General features: G+C 52.6%; 13 protein-coding genes. 4 read left to right on the forward strand and 9 right to left on the reverse strand.

Features of this window, described 5'->3' with window-relative positions:
- Positions 1 to 41: 41 nt before the first annotated feature.
- Both B3007_RS04985 and B3007_RS04990 read right to left on the reverse strand, forming a co-directional pair.
- Positions 42 to 1,253, reverse strand: coding sequence for an acyl-CoA dehydrogenase family protein (locus tag B3007_RS04985; protein ID WP_297533262.1), 1,212 nt, complete (start codon positions 1,251 to 1,253; stop codon positions 42 to 44).
- Positions 1,254 to 1,265: 12 nt separating this feature from the next.
- Positions 1,266 to 2,567 carry an acyl-CoA dehydrogenase family protein gene (locus B3007_RS04990; RefSeq protein ID WP_301376611.1) on the reverse strand — a complete coding sequence of 434 codons (1,302 nt, stop codon included), beginning with the start codon at positions 2,565 to 2,567 and terminating at the stop codon, positions 1,266 to 1,268.
- Between the two features lie 205 nt (positions 2,568 to 2,772).
- Between B3007_RS04990 and yaaA the strand changes: the two genes are divergently transcribed.
- The gene (gene yaaA, locus B3007_RS04995; RefSeq protein ID WP_301376610.1) at positions 2,773 to 3,561 is read left to right on the forward strand and encodes a peroxide stress protein YaaA; all 789 of its coding nucleotides are present in this window, start codon (positions 2,773 to 2,775) and stop codon (positions 3,559 to 3,561) included.
- Positions 3,554 to 4,150 (forward strand): YajG family lipoprotein, encoded by a 597-nt coding sequence (locus B3007_RS05000; protein ID WP_076514747.1) that lies wholly within the window; start codon positions 3,554 to 3,556, stop codon positions 4,148 to 4,150. The genes yaaA and B3007_RS05000 overlap by 8 nt, the downstream gene beginning before the upstream one ends.
- Before the next feature lie 88 nt (positions 4,151 to 4,238).
- Here B3007_RS05000 and B3007_RS05005 read toward each other — a convergent pair whose 3' ends face one another.
- Complete coding sequence (locus B3007_RS05005; RefSeq protein ID WP_068437466.1) at positions 4,239 to 5,420, reverse strand: pyridoxal phosphate-dependent aminotransferase; 1,182 nt, start codon at positions 5,418 to 5,420, stop codon at positions 4,239 to 4,241.
- A gap of 111 nt (positions 5,421 to 5,531) precedes the next feature.
- On the opposite strand from B3007_RS05005, the gene uvrB reads away from it, so the two are divergent.
- A complete protein-coding gene (gene uvrB / locus B3007_RS05010) occupies positions 5,532 to 7,565 on the forward strand; it encodes an excinuclease ABC subunit UvrB (RefSeq protein ID WP_297533265.1) in 2,034 nt (677 codons plus the stop codon).
- A gap of 84 nt (positions 7,566 to 7,649) precedes the next feature.
- Here uvrB and B3007_RS05015 read toward each other — a convergent pair whose 3' ends face one another.
- The gene (locus tag B3007_RS05015) at positions 7,650 to 8,045 is read right to left on the reverse strand and encodes an MAPEG family protein (RefSeq protein WP_301376609.1); all 396 of its coding nucleotides are present in this window, start codon (positions 8,043 to 8,045) and stop codon (positions 7,650 to 7,652) included.
- Positions 8,046 to 8,211: 166 nt separating this feature from the next.
- Between B3007_RS05015 and B3007_RS05020 the strand changes: the two genes are divergently transcribed.
- The gene (locus B3007_RS05020) at positions 8,212 to 8,763 is read left to right on the forward strand and encodes an RNA polymerase sigma factor (RefSeq protein ID WP_068438844.1); all 552 of its coding nucleotides are present in this window, start codon (positions 8,212 to 8,214) and stop codon (positions 8,761 to 8,763) included.
- A 74-nt stretch (positions 8,764 to 8,837) separates the two neighbouring features.
- On the opposite strand, the gene B3007_RS05025 is transcribed toward B3007_RS05020, so the two are convergent.
- From B3007_RS05025 to B3007_RS05045, 5 genes are all read right to left on the reverse strand, one after another.
- Positions 8,838 to 13,730, reverse strand: coding sequence for a biotin carboxylase N-terminal domain-containing protein (locus B3007_RS05025; protein ID WP_301390815.1), 4,893 nt, complete (start codon positions 13,728 to 13,730; stop codon positions 8,838 to 8,840).
- A gap of 140 nt (positions 13,731 to 13,870) precedes the next feature.
- Entirely contained in the window at positions 13,871 to 15,082 is a 1,212-nt protein-coding gene (gene fabB, locus B3007_RS05030; protein ID WP_297533267.1) for a beta-ketoacyl-ACP synthase I, read from the reverse strand.
- 151 nt (positions 15,083 to 15,233) lie between these two features.
- Positions 15,234 to 15,992: a phosphatase PAP2 family protein gene (locus tag B3007_RS05035; RefSeq protein WP_301376759.1), complete on the reverse strand. Its 759-nt coding sequence runs from the start codon at positions 15,990 to 15,992 to the stop codon at positions 15,234 to 15,236.
- On the reverse strand, positions 15,989 to 17,551 hold the full coding sequence (locus B3007_RS05040; RefSeq protein ID WP_301376760.1) for an ArnT family glycosyltransferase: 1,563 nt from the start codon (positions 17,549 to 17,551) through the stop codon (positions 15,989 to 15,991). The genes B3007_RS05035 and B3007_RS05040 overlap by 4 nt, the downstream gene beginning before the upstream one ends.
- A gap of 7 nt (positions 17,552 to 17,558) precedes the next feature.
- On the reverse strand, positions 17,559 to 18,629 hold the full coding sequence (locus B3007_RS05045) for a glycosyltransferase family 2 protein (protein WP_297533270.1): 1,071 nt from the start codon (positions 18,627 to 18,629) through the stop codon (positions 17,559 to 17,561).
- Positions 18,630 to 18,647 lie beyond the last annotated feature (18 nt).

An 18,647-nucleotide genomic window follows, 5' to 3' on the forward strand; every position in this document is an offset into this window, starting at 1 on the left:
GCAACGGGGCGCCAGGCCCCGTGCTTAGTTTGTCGTACAGATTACTTCAGTTCGGCGGATGATTTGCCGAGCAGACGACGAGCAACAATCAGCTGCTGGATCTGCTGTGTGCCTTCGAAGATGTCGAGAATCTTCGAGTCACGCGACCACTTCTCAAGCAGTTCGTCTTCGCCGTAACCCAGCATGCCAAGCATCTCGACACAGCCAAGGGTAATTTCGTTCGCAGTACGACCAGCCTTAGCTTTCGACATGGACGCCTCTTTAGAGTTCGGCATACCGTTGTCGGCCATCCATGCAGCTTTGAGAGTCAGCAAGCGTGCTGCTTCCCATTCTGCTTCATAGCGATACAGTTTGGCTTCGAGTTGTGAGGCCAGTTTGTACGGCGTGCGGTAATCGGTTTTTACCTTGAGCTGCTTGAGCAGTTCGCGGGTGCGATCGATAGAGGCCTTAGCCACACCAATCGCCATGGCCGCAACGACCGGGCGGGTGTTATCGAAGGTCTGCATGACACCGGCAAAGCCTTTTTCAACGTTAACCTCTGGATCACCCAGCAGGTTGCTCGCTGGAATGCGGCAGTCGGTGAAAGTGATCGCAGCGGTGTCAGACGCTTTAATACCCAGCTTCTTCTCAAGACGGACAACTTCCATGCCCGGCGTGCCTTTCTCTACGATGAACGACTTAATCGCCGCACGGCCAAGAGAGCGGTCAACGCTCGCCCAGACCACAACGCAGTCAGCACGTTCGCCTGAGGTAACGTAGATTTTTTCACCGTTGATGATGTACTCGTCGCCATCACGAATCGCCGTGGTACGAACAGCTGCCGAGTCAGAACCGAAACCTGGTTCAGTAATGGCCATCGCTGCCCACTTACCACCGAAACGTGCAAACTGCTCGTCGTCGGCAACTGCTGCAATCGCGGCGTTACCCAGGCCCTGACGTGGCAATGTCAGAGACAGGCCAACGTCACCCCAGCACAGCTCCGCCAGAGACAGTACTGTCGACATATTGGTGCCGTTCTGGATGCCTTCTTTCTTCGGGCCGTTATCCTGCTTCAGTTTGCCAGCACCGGCGCCTTCGCCTGTGGTGCCGTCGTTCATGCCGTCCATGATGGAGGCCAGCATGTCCAGTTCGACTGGGTAAGCGTGCTCAGAACGGTCGTACTTACGCGATACCGGACGGAAAACACTCGCCGCCACCTGGTGTGCCTGGTTAACAAGGGCACGGAATTTTTTCGGATTTTCTAAATTAATCATCTGTGCTTCTCCTTACAGGTGCATGCCGCCGTTGATGCAGGCCAGAACCCGCAGATCACGATACCAGCGCTCAGCTGGGTGTTCTTTGGTGAAACCATGGCCACCCAGCAGCTGAACTGCGTTGGTGCCGATTTCCATGGCTTTTTCAGAACACAGGATGTGTGCAAGGTAGGCTTCGCGATGGAATGGCTTGCCAGCTTCAGCAAGTGCCGCTGCGCGCCAGACCATCAGGCGCATAGATTCGAGTTCGATACCGATATTCGCAACCATAAAGGCTACCGCCTGACGGTGAGAAATTGGCTCGCCGAAGGCTTCACGCTCATTCACGTAAGGAATCAGATAATCGAGTGCTGCCTGACAGGCACCGATGGCCAGTGCACACCAGTGCAGTTGGCCGAGGTCCATAAAGGCTTCAAAGTTAAAGCTGTCATCGCCGAGCAGGGCATCCGGGCCGAGCAGTACTTTGTCGAGAGTCAGTGTGCCCGTTGCGGTAGCGCGCAGGCCCATGGCCGGAGCTGCTTGCCACTGAACGCCTGGTGCATCACCCGGAACAATAAACAGACGGTTACGACGCTTGTAGCGCGCTGCCACCAGATACATTGACGCTTCGCCGCCAAACGGTACCAGGCTCTTAACCCCTGAGATGGTGTAACCGGCTTTGGTTTTCTTCGCTTTTGCTGACAGTTTTGCCGGATCAAACAGAGGGGTAGGTTCCTGTACCGCAATCGCTGCTTTAACAGGCGTTTCTGCCAGGTACTCAGGCAGGTACTTTTCTTTCTGCTTCTGGTTGCCCCATTTAACGATGGCATTTGCGACTGCAACGGGGGCCAGTGTGGCGTAGGCCAGTGAGAAGTCGCCCCAGGCGAGCTCTTCAGCAATGATGGCGTTGGTGGTCGGGCTGTAGCTCTGAGCCGCGCCGCCCATGCTTTCTGGCACTGAGAAGTAGTTCAGGCCGAGGTCCATGATGTCCTGCAGGTAAGTTTCCGGCAGTTTCATGTCTTCGTTGGCATCGTGCGCCAGACCGCGGACAACTTCTTCGGCGTATGAACGCACGGTGTCTTTGATCATCTGTTGTTCTTCTGACAGGGTCAGGTCGAACAGGCCAGCCGTGCTCGGCTCTGGCAGCATTTTAGGATCTTCGGATTTCTTAGCTTTCTTCTTTGCCACCATCTGACCGATGACTTCGAAGCCTTTCTTGGTGCCTGCGTAGGCCAGCTTTTCTGCCGGACGGCGGAGCTTGTACTTCCTGGCGAACTCACTGCCAGAAAAGCGTACCGCCAGACCTAAGCCCAGCCCCTGAATATCTTTTGCCATTTATAACACCTCTTGATGACTCGTTTGAGGAAACACGACAGAGTGAATTTATCCTGTGTCGGCCATTCTCACATCTTTATTACAGTGGCTGCATTGGCAGCCCTGACCGGACATAACGGGCCGGAATGCCAAAACACAGGACACGTTTGGGAGTTACGCGGGCACAAGGTATCATGACCGCAACCAATATCTGCTGAGGATCGACATGCTTACATTGCTTTCACCCGCCAAGACTCTGGATTTTGAGACACCGCCGGTTACGGATCAGTACAGTCTGCCAGATTATCTGGATGATTCGGCTGAGTTGATCGATGTATTGCGTAAGTATTCTCCGGACGAAATCGGCGCTCTGATGAAGCTGAGCCCGAAATTGTCTGAGCTGAACGTGCAGCGTTACAGTGATTGGAAGATTCCTTTTCCTGAAGGGGAATCAAAAGCCGCTGTGCTGGCGTTTAAAGGGGACGTTTATACCGGCCTTGATGCCGACAATATGAGCAAAGACGACCTGGATTACGCACAGGGTCACCTGCGTATTCTTTCAGGTTTGTATGGTTTGCTGCGTCCGCTGGATCTGATTCTGCCGTATCGCCTTGAGATGGGTACGAAACTCGGCAACGATCGCGGCAAGGATCTTTATGCTTTCTGGGGCGACAAGATCACCGACGCTCTGAATGAACTCACTGAGCAATCTGGTATCAATACCATCGTGAACCTGGCGTCGAACGAGTACTTCAAGTCGGTGAAGCCGAAGGCGTTAAAAGCAGACCTGATCACGCCAGTGTTTCGTGATGAGAAAAACGGTAAGTACAAAATTATCAGTTTTTATGCGAAAAAAGCGCGAGGCCTGATGGCGGCGTACCAGATCACTCAGCGTATTGATAACCCTGAAGATCTGAAGAAATTTGATGTGGCGGGCTATCGCTTTTCTGAAGAAGAATCGACCGCCACAGAGTGGGTATTTAAACGTGCAGAGAAGGATGTACCGAATGCGTAAGAGCGTTCTGACTTTGCTGGCCAGCACTGTGCTGGCCACCGGCCTGACGGGGTGTGTTCTTGCACCGCAGACCATTGAACTGAGCGAGAACTATGAAATCGAGCAGCCCGCTGCGTCGGTGTCCCGTGGTGCCTTGATTCGTGTGGTCGACAACCGCGAAGAAATCAGCCCTGACGAGCGTCAGTCGCTGGGTAGCCGTGGTGGACGTCTGGCCGAAAACTCTCCTTTGTATGTTCAGGATGAATTGTCGGCGGTGCTGACGCGTCGCTTGCAGGACAGCATGACGCAACTCGGGTTCGGTGGTGAAAGCCCGCTTGATCCGGTGAAGCTTGAGCTGGCGGTGAATCGTTTCCGTTACAGCTGTAATGAAGGTTTTCTGGTCACAGCCTGCAGTGTCAGTATTCGATTCAATATGACGGTACTGGATGGTAATACGACGTTCACTAAGCCGTATGGTCTGAGCGAATCGCGTCGTGTGGCTGCGGCACCGGTGAAAGAATACAACGAAAAATGGGTAAACGATGTACTCGACCGTCTGTGGGAATACATCTTCAGCGACCCAGAGCTACGCGAATATCTGGGCGTTTAAGCTCATTGCTGAACTGGCAGTTCTACCAATAAAAAAGCCCGCATCAGCGGGCTTTTTTATGAGAGTTGCTAACTGATAGCTTGAGCAATTAGCTCAACGCTTTACTCAGTCGGGCAACGGCATCACGAAGAGTATTCATGCTAGTCGCGAACGACAGACGCATATAACCCGGTGTACCGAAGGCTGAGCCAGGAACCAGAGCAACGCCTGCATCACTGAGAAGCTTCTCAGCAAATTCAACGTCGTCAGTAATGCCCAGTTTTTCCATAGCGCCTTTCACGCAAGGGTAGGCATAGAAAGCACCATCGCCTGGGATACAGGTGATGCCCGGAATACCGTTCAGTGCATCAACGATGTAATCGTGACGTTCTTTAAATGCGGTAACCATCGGAGTCACGCAATCACGGCCGCCACGCAGTGCTGCTTCTGCAGCAACCTGAGAGATAGACGCAGGGTTAGACGTGCTCTGTGACTGAATTTTCTTCATTGCGCCGATCAGCTTAGCCGGGCCTGCCGCGTAGCCGATGCGCCAGCCAGTCATGCTGTAGGCTTTTGAGACACCGTTCAGAACGATAGTGCGCTCGTACAGGTCTGGGTTGGCAGTAACGATGTTTTCGAAACCAAAGTCAGCCCACCAGATGTACTCGTACATGTCGTCGGTTGCGATCAGTACGTCTGGGTATTTACGCAGAACGTCGCCGAGAGCAATAAATTCATCTTTGGTGTATGCCACGCCAGATGGGTTTGACGGGCTGTTCAGTACCACCAGACGGGTTTTGTCTGTGATGGCCGCGTCCAGCTGCTCTGGGGTGATTTTAAAACGAGTCGATTCATCGGTCTCGATGATGACAGGTTCGCCTTCCGCGATTTTGACCATATCCGGGTAAGATACCCAGTACGGCGCTGGAATCACGACTTCGTCACCTGGGTTGATCAGCGCGAGAGCCATGTTGAAGAAGCTCTGCTTACCACCACAGGAAACCAGAATTTGGTTCGGTTCGTAACTGAGGCCATTGTCTGCTTTCAGCTTGTCGATAATGGCAGACTTGAGACCGGGGGTACCGTCAACGGCTGTGTACTTGGTGAAGCCCTTATCGATAGCTTCTGCAGCCGCTGCTTTGATGTGGTCCGGAGTATCAAAATCCGGTTCGCCAGCACCGAGCCCGATAATGTCTTTGCCTTCCGCTCGTAACTCTGCTGCACGGTTGGTCACCGCCAGGGTCGGGGATGGCTTGATCAGTTGAACGCGATCAGACAATTTAAGATCCAATGTACTTTCCTCTAGCACGGCCACGATGTGTGCCTAAAAAATAGCGGGCCTCAAAATAGGCCCTAAAACAACGTATAATCTTACTGGATTTAGACGTTAACTGGAATCCTCATGAGTAAGCCATTCGAGCTGTCATCCAAATATTCGCCCGCAGGCGACCAGCCAAAAGCTATTGATGGCCTTGTGAAAGGTGTCGATGCCGGCCTGCTCAAACAAACTTTGCTGGGTGTAACGGGCTCCGGTAAGACCTACACCATGGCCAACGTGATTGCCCGGTGTGGGCGTCCGGCCATCATAATGGCCCACAATAAAACATTAGCAGCGCAGTTGTACGGGGAGTTCAAAGAGTTCTTCCCGAATAACTCCGTTGAATACTTCGTGTCGTACTACGACTACTACCAGCCAGAAGCCTACGTCCCGTCGTCTGATACTTTCATTGATAAAGACGCCTCGGTGAACGAGCACATTGAGCAGATGCGTTTGTCTGCGACTAAAGCGCTGATGGAGCGTCGTGATGCCATTATCGTCTGCACCGTGTCGGCTATTTATGGTCTGGGTGATCCTGATTCTTACCTTAAGATGATGTTGCACCTTGTGCGCGGTGATCAGGTCAATCAACGTGACATTCTGCGCAGACTGGCGGAGTTGCAGTACACCCGCAATGACGCAGACTTCCATCGCGGTACTTATCGTGTGCGCGGTGAGGTGATCGATATCTTCCCGGCGGAAAGCGATGATGAAGCTATCCGTGTGGAGTTATTTGATGATGAGGTCGAGCAGCTGAGTACCTTCGACCCGCTGACTGGCCAGATATACAGCCGCCTGGCGCGTGTCACCGTCTACCCGAAAACGCACTATGTGACGCCACGCGAGAAAATTCTGGATGCCATTGAAGGCATCAAGGAAGAGCTGAAAGAGCGCCTTGAGTACTACCGCAAAGAGAATCTTCTGGTAGAGGCGCAACGACTTGAGCAGCGCACTAAGTACGATCTTGAGATGATGCAGGAGCTTGGGTACTGCTCGGGTATTGAGAACTACTCCCGCTATCTGTCGGGGCGTGCAGCAGGCGACGCGCCGCCGACCTTGTTTGATTACATACCCAACGATGCGCTGGTGTTCGTGGATGAGTCGCACGTGACGATTCCGCAGATTGGCGGCATGTACCGGGGTGACCGCTCTCGTAAAGAAACTCTGGTTCAGTTTGGTTTCCGTTTGCCATCGGCACTGGACAACCGGCCTATGCGTTTTGAAGAGTGGGAATCGATTGTACCGCAGTGCATATTTGTTTCTGCCACGCCGGGGCCCTATGAAAAAGATCATCAGGACAACGTGGTCGAGCAGGTTGTTCGCCCGACCGGGCTGGTGGACCCTGAAATTGAAATTCGCCCGGCCACCGGTCAGGTGGATGACTCACTCCATGAAATTCATCAGCGGGTTGAGAAGGGCGAGCGGATTCTGATTACCGTACTGACGAAGCGGATGGCCGAAGACCTGACCGAGTTCTTGCATGAACAGCAGGTTCGCGTGCGGTATCTGCACAGCGATATTGATACGGTTGAGCGGGTTGAGATCATCCGCGATCTGCGCTTAGGTGAGTTTGATGTGCTGGTGGGCATTAACCTGCTGCGGGAAGGTCTGGATATTCCGGAAGTTTCTCTGGTTGCTATTTTTGATGCCGATAAAGAAGGCTTTCTGCGTTCTGAGCGCTCTCTGATTCAGACCATTGGTCGGGCGGCGCGTAACCTGAATGGTAAAGCGATTTTGTACGCTGACCGTGTGACCGATTCAATGCAGCGGGCAATGGATGAGACCGATCGCCGTCGTGAGAAGCAGCTCGCCTTTAATGAAGAGCATGGTATTACACCGAAAGGTGTTATGAAGTCAGTCGAAGATATTCTTGAGGCTGCTCCGCCTCCGGGTAAAAAAGGCAAGCAGCGAGGACGTGCTCGTCAGCAGGTGGCAGAGAAGGAAGCAGGCTATTCGGCGGACGATTGGCAGCACCTGAACGCAGCGGAACTCGGGAAACGCATATCCAAAATTGAGGACGATATGTTTAAAGCTGCGAAGGATCTGAACTTTGAAGAGGCGGCCAAACTGCGTGACCTGCTGCACTCAATGAAAGAGAAAATGATCCAGAATAGCTGAGCGGGTTCTTCTCACTGCTTAAATCAAAAAGCCCTCTGTCTGTACCGAGGGCTTTTTTAGTGTTTTGGCAAAGGTTGTGCGCTATCAGGCAGTCACGATGCCTGTGAAGATAACAAACAGGGCAACGATGCCAGTGTCCCAGACCAGGGTACGGACTACAGGGATGCCCGCCGCATAGATCACAGGGTAAACAATACGTGCTGCGGCAAACACAATTGAACCCCAAACGGTCAGCCCGTTTGAAATCTCTGTTTGTGCAGCGACCAGAACCAGAGCGACAAAGATGAAACCTGTTTCAATGTTGTTGCTGACAATCCGGTTAAAGCGTTGCGCGAGAGGGCTTTCCTCAGCGGGTGCTTCATCGCGGTTGCTCATAAAGTACGATATCCCATACGCTTTCATTGCAATGGTGGCCTGAAGTAACAGAACAATCAGGCAGGTCATCGCAAACGTCAGCAGTGACATCATTTCGGTCGTCATTCGGGTTTCTCCTGTAGAAAAATAGTCAAACTTCTATAAAACTAGGCCGCTGTGCTCGTAATGAGGTGACAGTCTGGCGGTAGGTCTCTATAAGAGGCGGCAGGATTCAAAAAGGATTCACCAGCGAGAAAAAATATTTCACTGAAAGGGATAAGGAGTTGGTTCGGTGACTATTAAGGAAATTCAGGAAGCGGTTATTGAGCGCGCTCAGGCGGGGGATGATAAGGCCTTATCTGAGCTGCTGAAGGCAGTTCGCCCGAATATTCACAACTACGCAATGAAGCACTGTGTGATTAATGACGTCGATGATGCCGTGCAGGAAGTACTGATCACTGTATCGCGCCGCTTAGACAGTCTTAAAATCGTAGCAGCGTTATCTTCATGGCTGTTTACGACAACTCGCCGCGAGTGTCGCAGGTTAGGGCGTGTTGCCTTTGATTTCGACCCGCATGGTGATGGTACCGCCCTGGAGTGGTTAAACACGACGCCTGAGCAGGATCAATTGATCGACCTGACGCGGGCTATCCGTGATCTTCCCGATACATATCGCGAAGTACTGCTGATGAAGGATTATGAACAGCTGACTAATCGTGAAATCGCGGATAAAACAGGGCAGTCAGTCGCGGCGGTTAAGAGCCGTCTGCACCGGGCGAGAACTATGGTCAGAGATCAGCTCCTGCAGGAAACCAGTAATCTGATCAACGAAGCCTATCAATAAAAAGAACACATAAAAGAGCCCGCAATTGCGGGCTTTTTTATTAACTGAGCTGATCACAAGCGTGAGACGAGCGATCAGGCCTCAGCGACAGGTTTCACAACGAAGAGCAGGTCGCCCTGATTCACTTGCTGACCATCCGTGTTCATAACACGAGTTACCTTAAACTTCTGCTTAGCCGGATAGAGCTGACTGCCAGCACGGTTAAACTGTTTAAGGCTCAGCGGTGTGAACATTTTCATGGCTTCCATCAGACACAGGGTCTGAGAAACATCAATCACGTCACCTTCTTTCACAAAGGCAGGCTCACTCGGAGAAGATGAACCGTAGAAAATACTGGTCGACGGTGAAAGTACTTTCAGTTCGTCTGAGCCTTCAATTTTGAGCTGCGAGGCGTCGACGGCATCTGCGTTCATGTCTGCCGCGTCTTCGATGTCTTTAATCAGTGCATCGAGATCAATCCGATCCAGGAATTTCGGCAGATAAGTCGTATCGTAAACGCCATCAACAAATACGTTGTCGTCCAGCACGCGCTTGAGAAGCGGGATGTTGGTGCATACGCCGGTGATTTTTACTTCATCCAGGTACTTACGCAATTTTGCGATGGTGTCGTTACGGTCTTCGCCATAACAGATGATCTGCGCGACCATGCTGTCATAGAACGGCGATACCTGCTTGCCTGCTGCCGCCATCGAAATTAATTCGATGTGGTCGTATTTCGGTAATACACATTCGCGGATCGTTCCTGGTGTTGGAACAAACTCCACGTCATCGCCTTTGAATACGGCTTTTTCGGCGTTGATACGAACTTCGATGGCGTAGCCTTTGTGATCTGGTTTCAGATCAGCGATATCACCACCTTCCGCAATACGGAACTGAGTCGAGACAATGTCGATACCAGAAACCAGTTCGGTCACAGGGTGTTCTACCTGAAGACGGGTGTTCATCTCCATGAAGTAGATCGCCATGTTGTCGAGGTCGAAAATAAACTCAACGGTACCGGCGCCAACATAGTCGACAGCGTCTGCCAGTTTTTCTGCGTAATCGTAGGCACCTTGCTCCAGCTCGCGCGGCAGCATGGTAGAGCCTGATTCTTCGAAAATTTTCTGGTTATTACGCTGAACGGAGCAGTCACGCAGGCCCAGGATTTTGGTGTTGCCCTGAGAGTCACGCAGAACCTGAACCTCAATGTGGCGCAGAGACGTCACGTATTTCTCGAGGTATACATCACCATTACCAAAGGCCGCTTTTGCTTCAGTAGAAATCTGGTGGAACAGGGCGTGAATGCGGTCTGCTGATTCAACAACCTGAATCCCTTTGCCGCCACCACCGTGTACGGCTTTAAGCAGTACCGGGTAACCAATTTCATCTGCAACGCTCGCGGCATTCGCGGAGCTGGTCAGAATACCGTGGGAGCCGGGGACAACAGGCACGTTAACGCGCATCGCGGTGTTAATGGCGTTCGATTTGTTACCCATGGTTTCCATTGAAGAGACCGGTGGGCCAACGAAATTAATGTCGTGGTTGCCACAGAGTGCAGCGAACTGACTGCTTTCTGACAGGAAGCCAATTCCCGGGTGCAGTGCATCAACACCTTCGTGATGCGCAATGCGCAAGACAGACTTGGCGTTGAGGTAACTTTCATCCGGTGTGTTACCACCAATACAGACAACGCGATCCTGTGGACCAAGCATATCAACAGGTACGGATTCCATATCCGGGTCAGACTGGATCAGTACGACTTTAATGTCGTTTTCCTGTGCCTTGCGGATCAGCTTCACTGCGGTACAGCCGCGTGCGTGAACCATGACCTTGTCGATCTTGCCGTATTTTTTCTGGCTGACTTCGTCTTCGGCGGTCAGTGGTGCCATGCGTGCGGCAGAAACATAACCTTCAAGGACTCGTTCGAGTACATCGTTAACGCTGTAGCGTGCCACTGGCATATCCGGGTCAATTTCGCGCAGGCGTTCATCGAGATCGTCGAAGAATGGGTTCGAAACCAGTCCGTCCATTGAATCTGAAGAAACGGATAAATAGTTCGATAGAGTGCAGGTACTTGGCAGGTAACTAGGTACAACAATCTGCCCTGCGAACGGCATATTTGTACCTGAGAAATAATAGGTCTGCGCCAGCGGGTGCGTTACGAAACTCGCTTGAGCACCACCGGTACAGTCGCCAAAACCAAAGACCACGAGAGGCAGGTCATTGTCGCGAACAAAGCGGGTAATACGGTCGTTAACAACAGCCATTGAGAAGAGTGCCGCCGCACCTTCTTTGGTTTGCATACCGCCGGAGGATACGAAGCAAACGACAGGCAGTTGCTGGCGAGCACATTCGACCATTAATTTGCAGAATTTCTCTGCACTGGCCATATCAAAAGCGCCAGCCTGGAAATCGAGGTTCGATACCAAGGCACCGACACGCTGTGTCTTGCCGCCGATATTAATATCCGCCAGGCCTGTGATAACACCACATGGCTGAATATTATTTTTCAGTGCTTTTTCGATAGAAGAACGGAAACCCGGAAAGGCCACTGGGTCTGCCGACATCAGGTTGGCATTGATCTCTTCGAAGTTATCAAAGAAACGCTCAATAATGGCCTTCGGTGATGTGCGCTTCTGACGTTTGGTGTCGTCGAGTACGTCCTGAATCAGCAGGTCGTGATAGGCCATGGTCAGACGGTTCCAGAAATCTTTACGACGACCGATGCTGACCGGGTTGATGCGCCCGTTATAGCTCTTTCCTGATTGCTCTGCGTTGTAGTACTCAGGCAGAAGCTTCTCGAAAATAAACGTGATCACCACGAAGAGAGTTTCGGACAAGCGCGGGAACGCGAGCTTTTTCCACTCTTCGACAGACTTCAGGAATTCACCGCTCTGCGAACTCTTGATGAAATAGCTGAGCCAGTAATTGAAAGACTCGAGCTCCTTCATGGTGTAGCTTTCGCCTTTGGTCGCTTCCGACAGAGACTTATCCAACAGTGCTTTCACAGAGTCGCGGGAAAGCGCACGGTTGTTGTTCGCTTCTTTCGCGACACTGACCAGGTTATGAATAAAGTTGTCGTAGAGGCTGCCGAACACCAGCATGTTCTGGCAGACGTGACGGAACTCTTCGCGCAGTTCGTCATGCAGAATGGCATCCAGAATCGTGATGTCTGGATTAGCCGGGTTCTGAATATTTTCCTGACGGAACTGAATATACGGTGCCAGCGCTTCTTCAATAATTCGGCGGTTGGCTTCAGTCGCTTGTGTTTCTTCGTTGTTGCACAGAGCTTCTGAACGTGTCGAGAGTTTCAGTTCGGCACGGATGCTTTCTGGCAGTAGTTCGTCTGAAAGAATGGTATTCAGCGCGGTCGCCAGAGACTGACGCAGGGTCCCTTTGCCTTTTTCGGCGTTGCGCTCGGAGGTCAGCTCCTGACGGGTTTCGTGTGGTAACTGCTCACGAATATAAGCCGCCAGTGGGTGCGGATTGTCTTCAATAAAATCGGCAACGGCGCCGGCATCAAGAATATCGGACGAGCGCAGCAAAAAGCGGCTCTGGCGATAGTCTTCAAGGTAATTAAGCAGGCCCTGGAAATTAACCGCGGCATCAGACTTCCAGCGGTTAAACAGATACAGGCCGAAATTAAAGCAAAGGTCCTGCTTTGCTTTCAGGTAGTTATTCTTTGGTTCACCCAGGAAAAGACGGACGATGGTATTACGGCTTTCGTCACGTTCTTCGTATTTCGCCCAGAAGGTTTTCCAGCTCTTTTGCAGGCCATCGTCGTACACGATTTTTTCAGGCGCCTGTAGCCATTTCTGGAACTTACGGTTCTGCTCATTCTGGATGCGTTGCTCCAGCTGACCCGCTGGGATTTCTTTGTCCGCAAGGCGGCCGTAGTTCTCAACCGTGGTCGAGTGAATACGACGACGCAGGGTCAGGTAGCGAGTATAGCGATAGCACAGGCCGAAAATATTGATATGTTCTGTCGGGCTCTGAGCAAGGAAGAAATTCGCGTTATTCTCAAGCGTTGACAGTTTTTCTGATGGGTTCAGAAAACGATCAATACTGCGCTTGTAGTGATCCATCAGGTAAGGGTTATTGCGCGTAAATTCTTTCGCACCTTCTTCGATGGATTGAATGCCACTGGTAATTGCACGCAGCAGATTTGCACGCTTTTCATCGGCATCGGTCGGTGCGTAATCAATGATGCCATCAATCACGCCGGATTCGCGCAGCTGGTAGCCGGATACGCCGACGTACTTTGCACATTCCTGCCATGACAGGTTGTACTTGCGAGCGATACTGGCAAGCCCCTGCGGCTGAATCGTATTGAAAATACCATCGCGTACTGACAGCAGGATGTTTGTCGCGGCCAGAGGAATAGCACCGCCAGAGTAACCTGCGCCCCAGATAATACCGATGGTCGGTACATCGTTGTTCACCATCTCGGTGATAAGATGACTGATTGAGTGCGCCTGGTTATTGGCATTGGCCAACTCACCAGCGTCGGCCCCTGGGGTATCGATAAAGGTGATGATCGGCATCGCACGACTGGCGTAATTCTTTGCCTGTTGTGCCGCACGGTTGTGATGAATCGGTCCCCAGGCTCCATTGGAGTGGGAGCGGTTCTGGCAGATAAAGCCAACACGGCGAATCTGACCACCAAAATCGAGGTCTGCTTCAGCGCAGTATAGTGGCCCGTCTTCGACTTCTGAGACCACACGAACAACGAGATGCTGAACGATACTCTTTGCGTCAGTGCGCTGAGGATTTTCGCTGGGTGCAACGACGCTTTGGATATAGTCGTCGATGTTGAGCTTTCTTAGTCGATCCAGCTCAATAGCGCATTGTTGTGGAGCAATCAGGCCTTTAACTTTGTGATCAACCGCGTTGTCTTCATACTCGGGAAAAAGCGAGAAGTCCGCCGATAATTTTTCGGCGATCTGAAATAACGGGTCCGTATGATTCGGTAATTCTTGTTGTGTCATGCGTTGTATTCCGTTGGTCATTCTCAGGCGTTTCACTGAACCCGGTGTCACTGGGTTACATGCCTGATTTTTTTAGTTTTTATGCCCCATTGAGTAAGCTCCGGTATCCCGGATAGAGGTATGCCACGGTGATCCGCTTGTTACACCTTTTTAAATACCAGGGTGGCGTTTGTACCACCAAAGCCAAAGCTGTTTGACATGATCGTCGTCAAACTGGCATCACGGTTTTCGGTAACAAGCGGCACGTCCGCCGCGCCCGGATCGCGTTCAGTCACGTTCGCGCTTCCGGTGATAAAGCCATCTTTCTGCATTAACAGGCAGTAGATAGCTTCCTGAACACCCGCCGCTCCAAGAGAGTGGCCAGTCAAAGATTTGGTTGAGCTGAAAGGGGGCACGTTACCACTGAAGGCACGCTTAACAGCGTCAAGCTCGCAAATATCACCCGCTGGCGTACTGGTGCCGTGGGTGTTCAGATAATCGATGTTCGGGTTGCCTGCCATTTCCAGAGCGTCGCGCATACAACGCTCCGCGCCTTCGCCTGAAGGAGCAACCATGTCAGCGCCGTCAGAGGTAGCGCCATAGCCGATGATTTCGGCATAAATCGTCGCGCCACGTTTGACCGCGTGTTCGTATTCTTCAAGAACGACCATGCCCGCACCGCCGGCAATAACAAAGCCATCGCGAGTCGCGTCGTAGGGGCGAGAGGCCTTATCCGGGGTGTCGTTGTACTTGGTCGAAAGGGCGCCCATCGCATCAAACTGCATGGTCAGCGTCCAGTGTTCTTCTTCGCCGCCGCCAGCGAACATAATGTCCTGCTTACCCCACTGGATAAGCTCCATTGCATTACCGATACAATGGGCGCTGGTCGCACACGCGGAGGTAATGGAGTAGTTCACGCCACGAATAGAAAATGGGGTGGCCAGGTTGGCCGATACGGTGCTGCCCATAGAACGGGTCACACGGTATGGGCCTACACGACGGATGCCTTTTTCGCGCAGGGTGTCGACGGCTTCAACGATATCGCTGGACGATGCACCGCCAGAACCTGCAATCAGGCCAGTACGCGGGCTGCTGACCATATCTTCGCTGAGACCTGCATCCGCGATGGCTTCTTTCAGAGCAATGTAGGAGTAGGCAGCAGAGTCGCCCATGAAGCGGCGCTGCTTGCGATCGATATGATCATCTGGGTTTATTTGTGGTCTGCCAGCGATGTGGCTTCTGAAGCCCGCGTCTTCGTATTCGGGGATGTAACGGATACCCGATGTCTGGCCTCTAAGGGAGGTCAGTACCTCTTCCTTATTGTTGCCGATGCAACTAACAATTCCTAACCCAGTGATAACGACGCGGCGCATTACGACTAAACCTTGCCTTCTGTTCTGATACCTTAAACACACGTGGAAGGCTCACGGACGCCTCCTCCCACAGAAGCCCCTCACTATAAAGCACTGGGCGCCGGGAACAAATTAAAATGTGTGTTTTCGGTGGAGAGGGGCCGGATTTGGCTCACTTGCGCAACGTTGCGACTGTCTGGCGCCAATATGAGGCGAGTGACAGCAGGGCAATGACAGCCGCGGCAACCGTCAGAATTCGGGTGTCGGGGTAGCGGCTGTCGTGAAATAACATAGTGATACAGGTGATGGTCATCAGGCCAGCTGCGAAGCGTTCAAGCCCTTTGCCCTGAAGCCACCAGATCTCATCCGTCAGCTTTTGAGCGATCAGTGCAAAGATGAGGCCTGCGGCAGAACCGACCAGAATATCCAGCGGCCAGTGCGCGCCAACCGCGGCACGGCTGATCGCGGCAACCAGAGCGATCACGAGAAGCGCAATCGTACCGCCGATGCTTCGCATGTTGAGGGCGAGCAAACCAGCGGTCGCTAATGCGGTAAAGGAATGCCCGGACGGGAACGCGTGGTTCTTAACGACGGGACCGATGACCTTGAAAACGTCGGCATCTAACACGGCAGGCGGACGCGGTATCTCAAGCAGGTTCTTCAGGCCATGAACGAACAGGGCGCCGATAATCAGCAATACAAACCCGGAATTGAAAATATGCGGGTAACGGCTGGCAACAATCGCGATCACAGCAACGGCAAACAAGGTGTCGGCAACAAAGGTCATGTTGGCCCAGAAGGCATCTGGCAGGATACCAGCGTTAGCGTTAAACCAGAGGAAGAGTTCCTGATTAGAGCCTTGCGACGTTACACCTGCTGCCAGAACAAGCAGCAGCATGGCGAGGCTGATGAGCAGCGTATCTGTCTTCATTCGGTCGCTTCACTTTCCGGTTGGCCGCCGCTGTGGCGAATGATCATGATCGGGCCTGACTGATATAAAACATCAAAAGGATGTTCAATGCGTTTCACTCTGTCTTCGCGGGCAAAACCTACCTCGCCCGGCTCCAATCGACGGCGCTCAGTCCAGGTATCGAGATAGACGTTGAAACTCGGCATATCAATGGATTGAGTAACCACCGGCTCGCCCAGTTCTTTGGCAAACATTGCGGCGTCCCAAACCGGACGCTGTTGGGTTTCACTGAAGGTCGGGATGAACAGGAACCAAAGCAGAACAGACTGAACGACGCCCGCCATAACCAGACCAAACCATGGGCTGAAACGCTTCCAGAAAATCAGAGCCAGCGCCGCGATCGTTCCCAGGGCCGCCAGAATCACAAAATCAGTATTAAAGTACTCCGCAGCACGCTGCGCAGTGGCGATCTCAATGGGGTTGGTCAGTCGCGCTTCTACTATCGGGATCAGTAAAGGGAAGGCGACCATAAGGCCAAACAGGATCAATGGGAACACGGCAGCCAGCAGGCGACTCTGTAGCCAGTTACGGTAACGAGCCATCAGAATAACCAGCGGTGTTACCCCATAGAGGATGTAGTGCGGCAGCTTAGTACTGGCAAGACTGAATAAGACCAGTACGACCAGGAACCAGATCCACAGGAAGCGGTTCAGATGGTCGCCGCCTGCCAGTGTGGTTTTGATGGATGGCAGTATGCGTAGCAGAAGTCCGCCAAAAGGGGCAAGCACGAACGGCAGTACCATAGGGTAAAACAGAAGCCCGCCGTCGTGTCCTTCCATGGCGTTATTGAAACGGTTGACGTTGTGCTTCATAAAGAAGCCGTCGATAAACTCCTGACCGTGAATCTGATACGCCGCGATATACCATGGAGCTGCGATCAGCAGGAATATGATCCAGCCGGGAATATAAAAAATCGCGCGCAGGAATTCCTGTCGGTAGCCACTACTCAGGTAGAACAGGCCTCCGGCCATAAACGGAATAGCAACCGCCACTGGGCCTTTGGTGAGTGTGCCGAGTGCCATGAGTACATAGATCCCAATCAGCAGGCCGCGAGATGGCGCCTGTGAATAGAGATACATGGCCAGCATGGTGGTGGCCAGGATCATGTTGAGCAGGCCGTCAGCTGTGGCAACGTGGGTAATGGCATTGATACCTGCAGCGGTCGCTGCCATGAGTGCGGCTGCGATGGCGGTTTGCTGGTCTGTTACTTTGCGGGTGAAGGCAAAAATCGCAAGTACCCACAGAATGCCTGCCAGAGCGGATGGCAGTCGGAATACCCAGACATCGGTGCCGAAGGCTGCGACAGAGGCGGCCTGGAGCCAGTAAATCAGAATGGGTTTGTCGAAACGGATGCGATCATTGAGGTAAGTGGTGATGAAATCACCACGCTCGAACATTCCCCGTGTCGCTTCGCTGAATGCGCCTTCGTCGTGGTCAAACAGCAGGAAGCCGTTGAGGTTCATAGTCATCAGGACGATGACAAACCCCAGCAGCCAGAGAGGCAGTGCAGTACGGCTCATAAAGAAATCAACTGGTAGATGAGTTCGTTGTCTCGGAAGCGCCCGTGTCGGATGCCTGCGCTGTTGTGTTGGCTTCAGCCCAGTCGTCTTCACCTGCTGGTACTTCATCGTCTCTGTGGTAGATGACGTACTGTTCGCGTTTCGAAGATTCGAAGTAAGTACGCGAGATCAACTCTGAGAGTACACCGGTTGTCAGGAACTGCAGCGAGGCAATCAGGAAGACCACCGCGATGAGGAATAGTGGTCGACCTCCTATATCTTCGCCCATAGCGAACTTAACAATCGCGAGGTACACCAGCAACAAAGAGCTCACAGAGCCGAGCGCCAGGCCGATAGACCCGAAGAAGTGACCCGGGCGGGCGCGGTAGCGCATAAAGAAATAGACAGACAGCAGATCCAGAATCACCCGGAAAGTACGTGAGATACCGTACTTCGACTCGCCTGCGGTCCGTGCGTTGTGATTAACAACAATTTCACCGATGCGGCTTGGTGGCACAACCGCAGCTACCCAGGCTGGGATAAAACGGTGCATTTCACCGTAGAGGCGCACTTGCTTGATAACAGACGACTTGTAGATTTTCAGAGAGCAGCCGTAATCATTGATACGCACGCCTGTGATCTTGCCGATCAGGCGGTTTGCAATGCGTGATGGAATCTTACGCAGGAACAGGTCGTCCTTGCGGTTTTTACGCCAGCCAGTAAGCAGATCGAGGTCGCGCTCAATCAGGTGGTCGACCATACGTGGAATATCATTCGGATCATTCTGCAGGTCACCATCGAGGGTAGCGATCAGGTCACCGCGGGCTTCATCGATGCCCGCCTGCATGGCTGCGGTCTGGCCGAAGTTACGGCGCAGTTCGATCACACGGACATGGCGGCCGTAGTCGTCGGCTTCGCGTTGCAGGGCCTGAGGCGTGCCGTCAGTCGAGCCGTCGTCGACGACCAGTAGCTCCCACTTACCTTCGTAAGTAGACAGAGCATTATGAACCGCTTCCACCATTGGTTTTACATTTTCTATTTCGTTATACATAGGAATAACGATGGAGAGAGATGGCTTGGCGTTTTTTGCCTCAGTCAAGGGAGATACCACGCTTAG

This window comes from Thalassolituus sp. UBA675 (assembly GCF_002297765.1).
In the GTDB taxonomy this organism is placed as follows: domain Bacteria; phylum Pseudomonadota; class Gammaproteobacteria; order Pseudomonadales; family Oceanobacteraceae; genus Thalassolituus.